We start from the raw sequence: 13636 nt of genomic DNA on the forward strand, positions 1-13636 counted from the left end.
AATTTGAGCAAAAATATTCGATTTTATCTTTTACCCAAATAATCAACGTAAATTAGAAAATAGATATTGACTCTGGAGCTAAGCATAGCTCTCTCTTTGTTTCATAGGTTTTTGGCGTTCCTTAAAAGCACACAGTAAGATTTTGGTTTAGTTTCTGCAAAACCCAAACACATCCGTTTGATTAACTTGCTCAATTACATTCTCTTTATTAGTTTCCTTAGAAAGTTTAAAAAATGCATTATCAAAATAGGCATTTGTAAAATCACTAACTATCGACTGTTTTTGTGGAATACCTGCCTGAGGCTTAATTTCATTTAAAAGATCATAGGTCTCAGTTGAAGCCTCACCATATTTAATCAATTTAACTTTTGAATAACTCATCCCTCTATAGAGTAGTAATATTTGTTCACTGATTAGGTACTCCAAAGATTCATCATCAGTTAATCCAAATGCACCAAAATCTTTTTCATATACAATGTACTTGTATGGACTCAATTTAGTATCCAGCTTGGCAACTACTATCATATGCCCTGCTGTAAACTCTCTTTTTGCTTTCGTGTAATCATTCATTGAGAATATGACGCCACACAGGCTGCCTGGTTTAAAGTAAGGATTATCCAAAAGCACAGGCCTCATATCTTCCCATTCTAATGAATCATGGGGACTATTATCCGATACCAATGTTTCCCCTTCGCCTAAGGTTGCCTTTTTAAACTTTAAATTTCTTGTTTGATCTAACTGAAAATTAATTAACCCTGCTTCGGGGCACAACCATCTGATGGCTCCCTTGGATAAGAAATGAATAAACATCATTGACTCACCAAAACAGTTACCACCAGTATCATTCAAATCTTCTTTAGGATCATAATCAAAATGGTACATTTCCTCGCTACGAGGTATGTAGAAAAACTGTTTTCCCCAATGAGTTAATTGGATACACGCTTCTCTACCATGAGGTGAAACAAAACCTATTTTTTCAATCGCCTCAGTCTTGCTATTTGGCTTGTTCAATATTTTTAACGCATTAATGATATGTTTCTTTGGTGGCATTTTCTGAATCGCACTATTAAAACAGCGAAGCGCTAATTGTCCTTCTTCGGTAAGCTGATGAGATTTTTGCAAAGTAATGCGACACTGATTTAGTAATTTTGAGTATTCGCGTAATTGGTTCCAATACACAGAGGTGGTATCCAATAAAATGGCGTTAAGTAATCCTCCCTTTTTAATCAAATCAAGATATTCCCTATTTAGATTACTCATAAATTTTTTAATGCACTTAAATTTTAATCTAAGTTCTTTTTCCTCTGGTTCTGATTTGCTAAGAAAAGAATCTTCTGCAATATACAATGCTCGCTTGACATCAAGCATACCCTCTGGAATTTTCTCTCGTAACTGGGTGATTTTGTTTTGTTTGTTTTTTAAGTTAGTTAAAATGTTTTTTATTTTATTAATTAATTTTTCATTGACTAAAGAAATTGAAAATTGATAATTTAATTCATCTAATATTCTGTCCATTTCGATGCAATAGCTTTCTATTAGCTTAAGAGTGCTTGTTATTTGTTTTGCCGCATCCAATGCATAAAAATTGATGGGTTTAAAAGACGCGAGATCGGCTTTAACTTTCTGTAAAAGTTGCTTTCCACGTTCACTTGCAAACACTTCTGTGTTTTCCTCAATAAGACTGGCTATGGTATTGAGAATGTCCTTTATCATTTAATACTCCCTTGCTATACAGAATGGGCTTGGATTGAATAGAAATACCTGTACAGATTGAATAAAGCAAGTACTTTCTGGGTTAATTATTCATAAATGTCAATAATGTATTTTATTCCCAAGTCCTTAAATAAACTCCTGAATATTATTTAAAGCAATGCACTAGTGAGCATTCGGATGAATTGATAGGGTAGGAAATAACATCCCTGTTTTCTTGGTACATAGAATGTCACAGCGTCCTCAAAATCCTGTCAACACGTAAATGACCATTCAGATTATGAGTTGATTATGCCATGAATCAAAATGACTGCCCTTTTATACCTCAAAAAGATTAGCTACTTAGGGCAATTAGTGTTTTGTTGATCGTCTAATGCTGCCATCAGATTATTCTGATATGCTCCAATCAGGCTTGATAAACGCTGCATCTCTTCTTGCCCTGCTTTTTGTGATATAGAGCCATCTTTCAATTGGCGCTCTGTTAATTCACGTTGGGCATTTAAATTTTGAATTACTTTTTGTAAGTCTTGCGGTGTTACGTGAGGATTTGATCTTTTAAAAAACATAATGCTCTCTATTATTGATTGATGTACATATATTACCTCTCGTCTTTTTCAAGATCAATCTGGAATTGATTATCACCAGCAACCAGCTAGCCTTTCTGATATATCTATTCCCCAATCGTTAACAGCTTTACCAAAAAACTTTTTTTCAAAAAACAGCAAGTCATTAAGTCTAATTTACAGGGTGATGGCCTGGGATATCGAGCCGAGAAATCAACACAACAATGATCTGACTAAGTGAGTGAATGAGCAGTTCATAACTACCCCCTCTAGATAACTAAGTGCTACTTTAATTTCACAGGACTTACGAAATACCCCAATCTCTTTGTTAAAAAAAGTTCTTAATTCGGTCATTTAGTTTATCTAAACTCCCTCATTAAAAACATTTTTTGCCTCGACCTTGGAGTTTTTCGTAAGTCCTGTTTCATATAAAAACTTAAAAATGCTTGACAATCTACCTATTGGTAGGTAAAACTTATGCCTATGAATATAAGTAATACGAAAGAACGGATATTAGCAGTTGCGGAAGCATTGATCCAAAAAGACGGATATAACGCCTTTAGCTTTAAAGATATTGCAACTGCCATCAATATTAAAACTGCCAGCATCCATTATCATTTTCCTTCAAAAGAAGATCTTGGTGTTGCCGTTATATCCTGGCATGCGGAGAAAATTGCTGCTGTATTATCTGATACAAGCAATAATTCGTCATTATCAGCCAAGGAAAAAATTCAAAAATTCTTTGATGCCATTTTAACACTCACCTACAACGCTGAAAACAAAATGTGCCTCGGCGGTATGTTTGCCTCTGATTTTCAATCATTACCCGTTTCAATTCAAAATCAGGCAAAAAATTTTTTTGAGCTTATCATCGAATGGCTTAAAGGAGTTCTTGAAACAAATGGATATGATAATGAATCCTCATTATCTCTTGCAAAACAAATTATTTCATTGATTGAAGGCGGGTTATTATTAGCAAGATTATATGGAGATGAAATGTTCCTGGAAGGAGTTCGGCATTTTATTGATCAAACAATAAAGTGATTTTTTTTAACATCAAAAACTATCTATCAGTAGGTAGATTTTATGGGGGAATTTTATATGAGTAAAGTCAAAGCAAAAATTATAGCCTTTACAACAGTAATGTTGTTTTTGACATCGATAAATATACATGCAAAAGGAGAAACACCTATGAAACAATATCACCAGACAAATGAAGCGACCATGATAACAATGAAAAGCAAACTATCAAACTCCTCAGAATTTGAAAAATTTTTGGAATCTGGCGGCAGGCTTGTGAAACAAACTGAGCCTAATACAAAAGTATGGTTTACACTTAAGGGAAATGATAATTCCTTGATGATCTTTGATGCATTTTATGACTCGAAAGGAAGAGAAGCCCATTTTGCTGGTCAAGTTGCTACTGCTCTTAAAAACAATTCTGAACAATTGGTTCTTGGAAGCTGGGAAAATGGCGTATTAAAAAATATTGTAAACAGTAAAGTGCTCGCCTCTAAATTACCTGAAAAATCAGTTCCAGTCACTGTTGCCAATTACATTGAGTTCACTGCCAACGATGGCAAATCAGGGCAACTTGCCGCTTTATTAAGTAATGCCGCTGAGATTGTTGATAAAACTGAGCCGCAAACAGCCTACTGGTTTGCTTTGCAGCTTAATGACAACACCTTTGCAATTTTTGATGCGTTCTCTGATGAGTCTGGTCAAAAAGCTCATTTTTCAGGAAAAGTTGCACTGTCCTTAAAAAATCACTCAGAACTCTTGATTAAAAATGGATGGGAAAAAGGTGTTTTACCTAACATTCAAAATCTGAAAGTGATAACCAACATATGATCAATCAGGTATTTATTACTAGTTACACATATTGACCCACCTGGTAACTCCTGTGACTGGATCAGTAACCTTTGATACAGGACATGCTGTAAACATAGGTGCCATACCAGGTGCTGCCGACGCACAAACTGAAGGGCAAGGATGCTCCATATCATTCTGACTGGCACACATCTTATTGTCTGTCGGGTCACAGTTGCATTTGCATGCCGCCTGTATTTGAAAAGAACATAAAAAAATAATTAATATTAGGGCTGTTTTCATCTGATATCCCTTTCGATAAGAGTAATATAATTTAGCATTCAGGCAATAACATCAACCACCTATTTGTACAATTTTAGCACATTAATAAAGCTGCAATAATAATATTGGTGCCAACCCTCATAAACTGCATAAAATTCAATAAAGTGATTTATTTTAAATCGTGATGGTTAAATTAAATCAGTATAATCAAAATATATTTTGCAAAAACAAGGAGTGTGAATATCAATTCAGAATTTGGACAATTGGAGATACTGGCCTTCAAATTGAAACCAAATTGAAGACCAGTCCTTTTTAGTTTATTGGTAGCCGTAATTTACTGTTTCACCTTCAATCTCAGGATAAAACGGGGAGTCCTCATGTAGAGGGGCTGAAGGTAAATAGAACACATTACCAGTCGTGTTACCAAAGAAATTACTGCTTCCTCCATAATTGCTGGTAACATTTTGCGCTTTATTCAACAGCAGGTTCATTGCGTGCTGCTGATCCTGTAATTTTTGCTCAAGCGCATACAGCTCTTTCTCTGATTGTTCTATTTTAGCGTTCAGGCTTGGAATTGTAGATAAACTTAATTCATTAGCCTTTTTCCATTGCTTCATTAGTATTAATTCATTTTTCTCAATCTTTTGATTGTTTTTCTCCATATACACTTCACTAAAGAATTTCTGGCATTGAGAAACTACAGCAATAACAAAAGCAACCACACCAAGCGCAGCAAGAGCACCAGGAATCGCAAAAAACATAGGACTAATGATGAATGTATTCAATATTCCGGTACTTATTAAACTGCCCCCAATACTGAAAAGAGACGCATAGAATGCATTCGTCCTCCAGCTGGCAGCTGATTCAATATATTGTTGTAACTGCGTATTTTCTTCGGTAAGAGCCTTGTTTTGCTTCACCAAATGGGGATCTGACGTCAGATACCGTTCCAGTTGCCTGGTGTATCCTACAAGGCTTTTTTGCAATGAATGAAGATTATGCCGCTCTTTATCGATTGAGCTAGAAATGTCTTTCTCTTTTTCCGCCATTTCTTCCATGTTTTTCATCATGGCTAAAATCATCTTTAATGCATTATTCTCATTGAACGTAATTTGAGGCCCTTTTCCCGATTCTTGAAGAACCTGATCCAATTGAGTTAAATAGATTTTATAACTTATTTCTGTTGCTTCGCCCATTAACTGATTTCGTCGCTCATCCAGCTCACGAATCTGAGTTTCAATCTGACATTTCAGCGCTTCAAGATTCTTATGAGAAAGTTGCAATAAATGTGGATCATAGCTTGCTCTGGCATCTCCTCGAGCAAGACGCTCTTGATTTCTGATTTGACGCTGTTGTTCACTATTTGGCAAAACAACATCGATTTGATGTTTTACTTCACTATAACGCCCTTCAGCTTCTTTTTTCTCCTTATGAAGCCTATTTAAATTTTGCTCTTCTTTATTTTTTTCGGTTTCTTTTGAATTAATGAGATGCATTAGCTTTTGGCGCTCCTCAATTAATCTGTTTTCTTCTTGCAAGAGTCTATCCCGAGTATGCTGACCCTGAGGTGGTGAAAGATCTGGATAAATTCGCGTGGTAGCTGGAGGATTAGTATAAACATTACCATCAGAGTAAGGGTGGTTTAGCTGCTGGTCAAGCAATTGACGTTCATAACGAATTCTATCAATGCTTTGATTAATGTGGGTCATATTGACTTTAAGTTCATTAAATTGCCTGCTCACCTGATTGTATTGACGTTGTTGTTGATAGCATTTTGTATCCAGTTCCTTCAATGTATTTTCCAAGGCAAGCAGCTCGCTCCTGTAATTAATCATCAAAGAATTTTCATTGACTCTCTCTTTTTCATCGCTCATTGCCTCTTGAATATCATGATTTCTTTGAGACTCACAAGCCAGTTGAGTTAAGTGATTTATTATTGCTTGCTTATCTTGCGTGCAATGCTCAGAAAGCAGAGAATTAATTGGATTGAGTACTCTTGATACAGGCTTTCTTTCCAGTAGGTATTGGCGAAGAATATGATAATTTGATTCGCTAATGACTGCATTAGTTTGAGATTGAACTATATCATTGATAATGATTTCTGATAACGCCATGACTCGTGACTCCTCAGTAATTATATTATTAACGAACTCGTTTATTGAAACTATTGATTTGAATCGCTGCATGATACAGAAGAAATTTGCATACCCCTGAAACTACGGACTACATTTCTTCGTTCTATTCAAAACAGTGTGATAACCCCCTGTGCTTTGTTTTCATGTTTAAATCGAGGGCATTATGGCAGACAAATGTTAAGGAATTGTTAAGGGATTGTTAAGGAATTGTTAAGACTGAGCAAAATTACAGACTTTGAGAATAAGCCAAACTTGAAATGTGATTTCAGTAAGGGAGGAAAAGTAATACCCAATCCTCTTTTCAACTGTGCATTCCAAATCTTAAATTCTAGTATCCACTCACTATTTTTAAATGATAAATCAACAGGTTAATTTATGGTGAGCTAATTAAAATCTTTCTTAATCAAGGCAAAGCTTTTTACTTTTAATATCTATTTTTATCCATTATATTATTAGCCGACTTAACCAAGAGCATCTATCAAAGGAGAATGATATTAATGACTGCTTTAAGGAAAACAACTCTAAGTCTCTTTATAATTGGATTTTGTAATACGCAATCGTCTATTGCAGGCACTATGGGACCAGTTAATACCGGCTGCACCGGAAATCGCCTATTTGCAGGAGCAGACGGACTTTACCTTCAGCCACGTAATGATGATCTCGATTATGCAACTTTTCTCGTTGATAACTATACAAAAACACTCAATACCTATTTGGATTATGATTGGGGTTTTAGATTATACGGCGGGGTAAAATTCGCAAATAATAACGATATCACTATAGCATGGCAAAGATTACATACAAGAGATAACGACCTTTTGTTGGGCGATGGTAATATTGCTATCGAACCTCGTTGGCTTAATCTTGCACCATGGACATCTGTACAAAGCGAAAACATTTTTGATTACGATGAAGTCTCGGCTGTCTTTGCTCATACGCATGACTTTAATAATGCCTGGCTTATCCGTTATGGTGCTGGAGCAGAATATGCAGAAATTGATTCAAGACTAACCATAAATGGTATAGCACAGACAGTACAAGGACACACCAGCTTCAGTAATTTCCAAGGGTTTGGTCCACGTATTGAAGCTGATATTTTTTATAATGTTTATAGAGATTTTAATATTTTTGCAAGCGCAAATTCAGCCTTACTGATTGGCTCAAGAGATGTTTCTCTGCTTGCGCACTATCCCTTTGGTGTCACTCGAGATTTTTCTGACCGAAACACCGTAGTGCCTAAACTAGGGCTTCGCGTTGGATTGGATTATCAACGACCATTTGGTTTAATAGGAGATGGAGCTGTTTCAACTATCGATTTTCAAGTGGGTTGGCAAGCTGAAACCTATATCGACGCAATTGAACGTGCCTCGACAGGCTTGGTCGGTGGTGAGGGAGTGGTTATACTGCCTCAAAGATCCAATTACAGCAATCAAGGATTATTTTTCGGAGTGAAACTCACCAGTGGTTGTTTGTAATTCCAAGTATTATTCCAATCTAATTGAGCTTACGGTTGAGCAAAATGAAGTTAACACCCTCACAAATGCGCAGCGCGATTCCGGGAATTATCTGGCCGCCTGCGCCACATCCAATGGCAGCTCAATTGTATTATCAGCTGGATAATTTTAATCATACAGAAAAACTCCCACCTTCAGAAATTATAAAGAATCAATTTAAACAACTGGTGGCATTAATGAGTTTTTCCAAGCAATGTGTTCCGTATTATCAGAAAAAATTTGCCTATTTACCCTCATTTGAAAAATGGCAAGACTTACATAAAGCCTGGCAAGATCTCCCTTTGCTGAAGAGAGAAACGCTTCAAATTGCGAAAGAAAATATTTTTGCCTTGCAAGTTCCACCAGGCCATGAACCATCGGAATTATTATCTACCAGCGGTTCCACTGGTCAGCCTGTCACCGTAAAAGGCAATATGGCAACCCAGTTTTTCTGGAATGCGATCTCTCTTAGAAATCATCTTTGGCATAATGATGAATTTCACAAATCTTTTGCCAGTATCCGCTACACGGAAAATAAGGAGGCTCTTCCTCCATTGGGGACAAAATTTTTAAACTGGAGTCCTGCGACCTACTCGATTGTCGAAACAGGACCTTGTTATCATCTTACTCTCTGTACTCCTGAACAAGAAGCACAATGGCTTCAACGCATAAATCCGCATTATTTGAATTGTAATCCTTCCACCTTAAGAGAAATTACATTGTATTTTGCCAAATATGGAAATAAACCTGAAAATCTGCAAAAGGTACATACTCACAGTGAAATTGTAGAACCGGAGCTTCGGGCCCTGGTTAAAGAAGTGCTAGGTATTCCTCTAATTGACAATTACTCTTCAAAAGAATGTGGTTATATAGCACTTGAATGCCCAGTCAGCGGGTACTATCACGTACAGTCAGAAAATGTTTTTGTCGAGATCCTGGATGAAAACAATAATCCATGTATGCCAGATCAGCCTGGACGTGTTGTCATCACCCCCCTTCATAATTTCTCCTCTCCCTTGATTCGTTACGATATAGGTGATTATGCCATCCCTGGAGATGGTTGTTCCTGTGGGCGAAATTTACCTGTGTTGAAATACATTTTGGGTAGGAAACGGAACATGCTGCAAATGCCTGACGGTAGAAAACTTTGGCCAACATTTGCCAGTAATGGTTTACGCCTGATGGACCTTTTCTCTGGCTCTCAATTTCAAATTGTTCAAACAACTCCGACTGAAATCCAAGTGAATTTAAAACACTCTGAGTCATTCTCTTCTATGGAAGAACACAAAATTCGAGAAAAACTCAGTATAATTTTTAATTACCCCTTTCACTTTGTCTTCAATTATGTGGATTCTATTCCGCGCAGTGCTGGTGGAAAATTCGAAGATTTTATTTCATTGATTTCATAATTCCATATCTCATTTATTCCTCTTCTACATGATGATGCTCTAAATACAATCTTATCTTTGCAATTCATATCTTCTTAGCGTAGTTTTATTTGCAATCATAATCTATCTCAAATTAATCATCATTTCCTGCTGGAATGAGTGCTCGCTAGTATAGTTATTTGATTTTTAAGTGACTTGTTAAACTGCCTACAGCACTCAACTTGTCTCTGAAGGATCCAGGCTACTTTGTAGATACCGATGACAAACAGCGGTACGTAGACAGCCAGTCGTAGAGAATTAGTCATGTCAAATTCAAATGCCTATAGTATAGCTGCACAAACTAGTGCAGCCACTCAAAACAAATATTATGTGTTATAAGGTTCAATTAAATTTCGCAATAAAATTTATAACATGGAGATTCATGCCTGACCGTAGGCAACCAAAGTTGCTTTTATAGCAGGCCGTTCATTAATTCGTTGATACCAAGCCATTAAATTAGGGAATTGTTTTGCATCAATAACTTGCCCGTATATCCATTGAAAACACCAAATCCAGGGCCAGATAGCCATATCAGCAATAGTATAATTTGATCCACCAATGAATGGCACTTTAGCCAGTTGTTTTTCCATAATCCCTAGAAGACGCATTGATTCATCAGCATATCGCTTCATGGCATAGGGTACTCGCTCTTTAGCATAACGATGAAAATGACCAAATTGCCCGAACATTGGGCCTATGTGCGCTGCCTGGAAATAACACCATTGGATAATGGCATATTTCTCCTTTGTCGTTTCGGGCAAAAACTGTCTATGTTTTTCAGCTAAATATTGCAAAATAGCAACACTTTCCATGAGATAAAGATCATTGGTTTGATCATGTAAAACTGGTATCTTATTGTTTGGTGAAATTTTTAAAAAGTCAGAATTAAATTGTTCACCCTGAGTAATATCAATCAGTTTTATGGTGTAAGGCTGCGTCAACTCTTCCAACATAATAGTGGGTTTAAATCCATTGGGCGTGCCGAATGAATAAAGTGTATACATAAGATGTCCTTATTGATTGATAGAAATTATTTATCACTTGACACTAACACTCAATTTCACATCAACATGACCACGTATTGCATTGGAATATGGACAAACCTCATGCGCTTTGGCAACTAATTCTTCGGCCTCATTCTGATTTAAGCCTGTTATGTAGGCCTGTAACGCAACTCCAAGTTTAAAACTCTTCTCTGGAGTAGTATACAAAGAGACCTCAGAAGTCATGGAAACATCCTCTAAAGAAATTTTTTGCACATTAGCAACATGGCGAATGGCACTCTCAAAGCAAGCAGCATATCCTGCGGCAAATAATTGCTCTGGATTAGTGGCACCACCTTTTCCCCCCAGCTCTATGGGCATTGCCAAATCAAGTTTTAATAGTCCATCTGTAGTTTCTACACGGCCGTTTCGTCCGCCATGGGTCTTGGCAATTGTTGTATATAATGCTTTCATAATTTTACATCCCTTAAAATGATAAGGAATTAAAATTATTTAGTATTTTGCTGTTTGTCAAACAAAGAAGAAGAAATTTCATGCTGCACTTTAATGCATATCTAAAAAGATGACGTCCTTGATGAACAAAAAAAAGACAATGCAAATCTAAATTTAGTTACAAATTAAGAAAATCAGTCTCAATAATCAGAAAATATAGAGCCATCCTTGGCCTGGACAGCTTATCAAATTTTATTTATTAAATTATAAGCTTCCTCAGGCTCTCTTTTAAATGAACCGTCGTTTTCAAAATTAAACATGCTACCTGACGTGACTTTTCCAGAAACAAAAGACTTGAGTATTTTATGCATATCCGTAGTTTGAGATTCTTCTGCCCGAGTAAGAAGTGTTATAAGATGCGCTGCTCTTGCCTGAGAAGAGGTTAACTCCGAAGGAATGGTATAATATCCTCTAGCAACTCCAGACAATTCTAATGTGAGCTCATTGTCAGATTCTTTTGTAAGACTGAAAATAGGTGTATATCGCTCAACGATATCACCAGAAGAAATCGCTTGTGTACATATTGTTAATTTATTGCCACTACAGATAATCAGTCTTTTCATTAGTTAGCTCACATTTTGGAAAAATAAAGGGCTTGCATTATATAAAAATAAAACCAATCAGTAAATATTTGATCTTTTGTATTCATATTAAAACTATTAGAATTGGCAAAAATCAATAAGACTAAAAGATGGCACGATGAATTGAATTAATTTTGTATAGAATAGACGCCTCACATAAGCTTATTATGTTGTTTTAGAGCAAGGCACAAACGTTTCAGGAATTGTTAACTTGCTTGAAAATAGATAACAACCAGACGCAGTTTTTGGTCTGCAATAGAATAGAGCCTGTTTTATCTACTCAAGTTGATATCCCTTTCAAATAATCAAATCGCTCACCGTTAGATTTTTTCTATTTTTAGAGACCGGGATCATGCTTTCAATTAATTATCTGATAAAAATTAATTTGTTAATCAATCCTTAAGCTTTAGTGTTTTACACTGATATAAAACGAGAAGGAGAATACCATGACTAACAAAATCTTAACTGAACGCTTGAATAATGAGCTGGATGAACTTGGTGTTCCATGTCTAATGACCGAGCGTGTGCAAGTGTGTTCCAAACTATTTAATTTGCCTAAATTCAAAATGGAAGCCTTGTTGCATGGAGTCATTGCTATTGATGCCAACTCAATACAAAAAATTGCCGATGAACTTGAGGTGAATAAGGATTGGCTGCTGGGCGGCATTAAGAAGAAAACAAAACACTAGAGGCTGTTGACATTTTCTCTGACCGCTGACGTACTGCGGCTTTGTCCGCAGTATCCAGCAGATTTGACTCAATATATCGGTATATATAAAGACATCGATCCATGTCCATATTACCAATTTTAGAATTGCATTTTCCTGGAATGACAGGAGTCGATGATTTTTTTCGAATGGTATCCTGCCCCTCCCACTATCCTGGCTTTTATCAGCCATTTTATGCGCCCCAGAAAGCAGTCTTTCGATAAATTCTGGTGTAAATTAACAGTCACGTACTTAACCACCCTATTACTTCAAAATCAAAGAGAAAAGCAGACTCATTGCTTGGGTATAAATCAACAACAGCATATACTGATCAAATCTTACATTTAATGGTTAAATCAATCAGTTAGATAACCTTAATTTAATAAAATTATCCCTATTATTTGATGAAGAAACAAATTGATTCTGTTAGAATTGGTTAATCCTAGATGTTTAAAGGAATAACAATAATAAATCAGTGGAGAACAGGATATGTTTAGTTTGAAAAAAACAACTGCGGCTGTACTTGCTCTGGGAAGCAGTGCTTTGTTTGCCGGTACGATGGGACCAGTATGTACTCCAGGCAACGTAACTGTTCCTTGCGAGAGAACAGCATGGGATGTTGGTATTACCGCGCTCTATCTGCAGCCAGTTTATGATGCTGATTGGGGTTATAATGGTTTTACTGATGTTGGTGGCTGGAGAAATTGGCATGACGTTGATTTAGAGTGGGATTGGGGCTTTAAACTAGAAGGTTCTTATCACTTCAACACAGGCAATGACATCAACGTTAATTGGTACCATTTGGATGCCGACACCGATCATTGGGCGTTTGTTGATCAATTGCACGCCTACGATATTACCTGGGATGCTGTGAATGCTGAACTGGGACAGTTTGTTGATTTTAGCGCGAACAAAAAAATGCGCTTCCATGGTGGCGTTCAGTATGCCTACATCAAAACAGACGTTAATCGTCATTTAAACGGCTTCTTTTTAGATAACTTCAATTCCAAATTCAATGGATTTGGTCCCCGTACCGGCCTTGATATGAATTATGTATTTGGTAACGGGTTTGGTATTTATGCGAAATCAGCCGTAGCAATCCTGGTTGGTACAAGTAAATTCCTGGATAACTGTACTGTCTGTGGTTTTTCTTATGGTTCCAAAAATGCAATAGTGCCAGAAGTTGAAATGAAGCTGGGAGCAGATTATACCTATGCAATGGCCCAAGGCGATTTGACTCTGGACGTTGGTTACATGTGGTTCAATTACTTTAATGCCTTACATAATACCGGTGCGCGGAATGTTGGCTTAGGTGCTTCTATAGAGACCGATTTTGCTGCTTCTGGCCCCTATATTGGTTTAAAATATGTTGGTAATGTCTAACAAATATTCAAGACCATGTTGCTAATCTAATTAAAGATCACGCAACAATA

The 13636-nt window shown here is 36.6% G+C and carries 12 protein-coding genes and 1 pseudogene; 6 read left to right on the top strand and 7 right to left on the bottom strand.

Translation table 11 applies throughout. The features are described from left to right. Positions 1-147: 147 nt before the first annotated feature. Positions 148-1713 carry a type IV secretion protein Dot gene (locus tag OQJ02_RS09415; protein ID WP_265718922.1) on the bottom strand — a complete coding sequence of 522 codons (1566 nt, stop codon included), beginning with the start codon at positions 1711-1713 and terminating at the stop codon, positions 148-150. A 335-nt stretch (positions 1714-2048) separates the two neighbouring features. Further along, positions 2049-2276, bottom strand: a complete 228-nt coding sequence (locus OQJ02_RS09420; RefSeq protein ID WP_265718923.1) for a hypothetical protein — start codon at positions 2274-2276, stop codon at positions 2049-2051. Between the two features lie 480 nt (positions 2277-2756). Between OQJ02_RS09420 and psrA the strand changes: the two genes are divergently transcribed. Both psrA and OQJ02_RS09430 read left to right on the top strand, forming a co-directional pair. Further along, positions 2757-3317, top strand: coding sequence for an autorepressor PsrA (gene psrA, locus OQJ02_RS09425; protein WP_265719820.1), 561 nt, complete (start codon positions 2757-2759; stop codon positions 3315-3317). A 57-nt stretch (positions 3318-3374) separates the two neighbouring features. Then, entirely contained in the window at positions 3375-4124 is a 750-nt protein-coding gene (locus tag OQJ02_RS09430; RefSeq protein ID WP_265718924.1) for a hypothetical protein, read from the top strand. A gap of 18 nt (positions 4125-4142) precedes the next feature. Here OQJ02_RS09430 and OQJ02_RS09435 read toward each other — a convergent pair whose 3' ends face one another. Continuing rightward, positions 4143-4385: a hypothetical protein gene (locus tag OQJ02_RS09435; RefSeq protein WP_027229167.1), complete on the bottom strand. Its 243-nt coding sequence runs from the start codon at positions 4383-4385 to the stop codon at positions 4143-4145. A 296-nt stretch (positions 4386-4681) separates the two neighbouring features. Continuing rightward, a pseudogene (locus OQJ02_RS09440) lies at positions 4682-6557 on the bottom strand (type IV secretion protein Dot). 439 nt (positions 6558-6996) lie between these two features. On the opposite strand from OQJ02_RS09440, the gene OQJ02_RS09445 reads away from it, so the two are divergent. Both OQJ02_RS09445 and OQJ02_RS09450 read left to right on the top strand, forming a co-directional pair. After that, complete coding sequence (locus OQJ02_RS09445) at positions 6997-7974, top strand: Lpg1974 family pore-forming outer membrane protein (RefSeq protein WP_265718925.1); 978 nt, start codon at positions 6997-6999, stop codon at positions 7972-7974. Positions 7975-8018: 44 nt separating this feature from the next. Then, a complete protein-coding gene (locus OQJ02_RS09450; RefSeq protein ID WP_265718926.1) occupies positions 8019-9401 on the top strand; it encodes a phenylacetate--CoA ligase family protein in 1383 nt (460 codons plus the stop codon). 398 nt (positions 9402-9799) lie between these two features. Here the strand turns inward: OQJ02_RS09450 and OQJ02_RS09455 are convergent, their stop codons facing one another. The 3 genes from OQJ02_RS09455 to pieF all read right to left on the bottom strand — a co-directional run bounded on the left by OQJ02_RS09455 (position 9800) and on the right by pieF (position 11478). Next, a complete protein-coding gene (locus OQJ02_RS09455; RefSeq protein WP_265718927.1) occupies positions 9800-10423 on the bottom strand; it encodes a glutathione S-transferase family protein in 624 nt (207 codons plus the stop codon). A 33-nt stretch (positions 10424-10456) separates the two neighbouring features. Further along, a complete protein-coding gene (locus tag OQJ02_RS09460) occupies positions 10457-10876 on the bottom strand; it encodes an organic hydroperoxide resistance protein (protein ID WP_265718928.1) in 420 nt (139 codons plus the stop codon). A gap of 224 nt (positions 10877-11100) precedes the next feature. Next, positions 11101-11478: a Dot/Icm T4SS effector PieF gene (gene pieF, locus OQJ02_RS09465; RefSeq protein WP_265718929.1), complete on the bottom strand. Its 378-nt coding sequence runs from the start codon at positions 11476-11478 to the stop codon at positions 11101-11103. A gap of 464 nt (positions 11479-11942) precedes the next feature. On the opposite strand from pieF, the gene OQJ02_RS09470 reads away from it, so the two are divergent. Further along, entirely contained in the window at positions 11943-12185 is a 243-nt protein-coding gene (locus tag OQJ02_RS09470) for a hypothetical protein (RefSeq protein WP_014844266.1), read from the top strand. 507 nt (positions 12186-12692) lie between these two features. Next, positions 12693-13586: an Lpg1974 family pore-forming outer membrane protein gene (locus OQJ02_RS09475; RefSeq protein WP_265718930.1), complete on the top strand. Its 894-nt coding sequence runs from the start codon at positions 12693-12695 to the stop codon at positions 13584-13586. Positions 13587-13636: the final 50 nt, after the last annotated feature.

Source organism: Legionella sp. PATHC032 (assembly GCF_026191185.1).
Classification (GTDB): domain Bacteria; phylum Pseudomonadota; class Gammaproteobacteria; order Legionellales; family Legionellaceae; genus Legionella.

Coding starts and splice junctions, on each gene's coding strand:
- OQJ02_RS09415 (WP_265718922.1), bottom strand. CDS start 1,713: ATGATAAAGGACATTCTCAATACCATAGCCAGTCTTATTGAGGAAAAC.
- OQJ02_RS09420 (WP_265718923.1), bottom strand. CDS start 2,276: ATGTTTTTTAAAAGATCAAATCCTCACGTAACACCGCAAGACTTACAA.
- psrA (WP_265719820.1), top strand. CDS start 2,757: ATGAATATAAGTAATACGAAAGAACGGATATTAGCAGTTGCGGAAGCA.
- OQJ02_RS09430 (WP_265718924.1), top strand. CDS start 3,375: ATGAGTAAAGTCAAAGCAAAAATTATAGCCTTTACAACAGTAATGTTG.
- OQJ02_RS09435 (WP_027229167.1), bottom strand. CDS start 4,385: ATGAAAACAGCCCTAATATTAATTATTTTTTTATGTTCTTTTCAAATA.
- OQJ02_RS09445 (WP_265718925.1), top strand. CDS start 6,997: ATGACTGCTTTAAGGAAAACAACTCTAAGTCTCTTTATAATTGGATTT.
- OQJ02_RS09450 (WP_265718926.1), top strand. CDS start 8,019: ATGAAGTTAACACCCTCACAAATGCGCAGCGCGATTCCGGGAATTATC.
- OQJ02_RS09455 (WP_265718927.1), bottom strand. CDS start 10,423: ATGTATACACTTTATTCATTCGGCACGCCCAATGGATTTAAACCCACT.
- OQJ02_RS09460 (WP_265718928.1), bottom strand. CDS start 10,876: ATGAAAGCATTATATACAACAATTGCCAAGACCCATGGCGGACGAAAC.
- pieF (WP_265718929.1), bottom strand. CDS start 11,478: ATGAAAAGACTGATTATCTGTAGTGGCAATAAATTAACAATATGTACA.
- OQJ02_RS09470 (WP_014844266.1), top strand. CDS start 11,943: ATGACTAACAAAATCTTAACTGAACGCTTGAATAATGAGCTGGATGAA.
- OQJ02_RS09475 (WP_265718930.1), top strand. CDS start 12,693: ATGTTTAGTTTGAAAAAAACAACTGCGGCTGTACTTGCTCTGGGAAGC.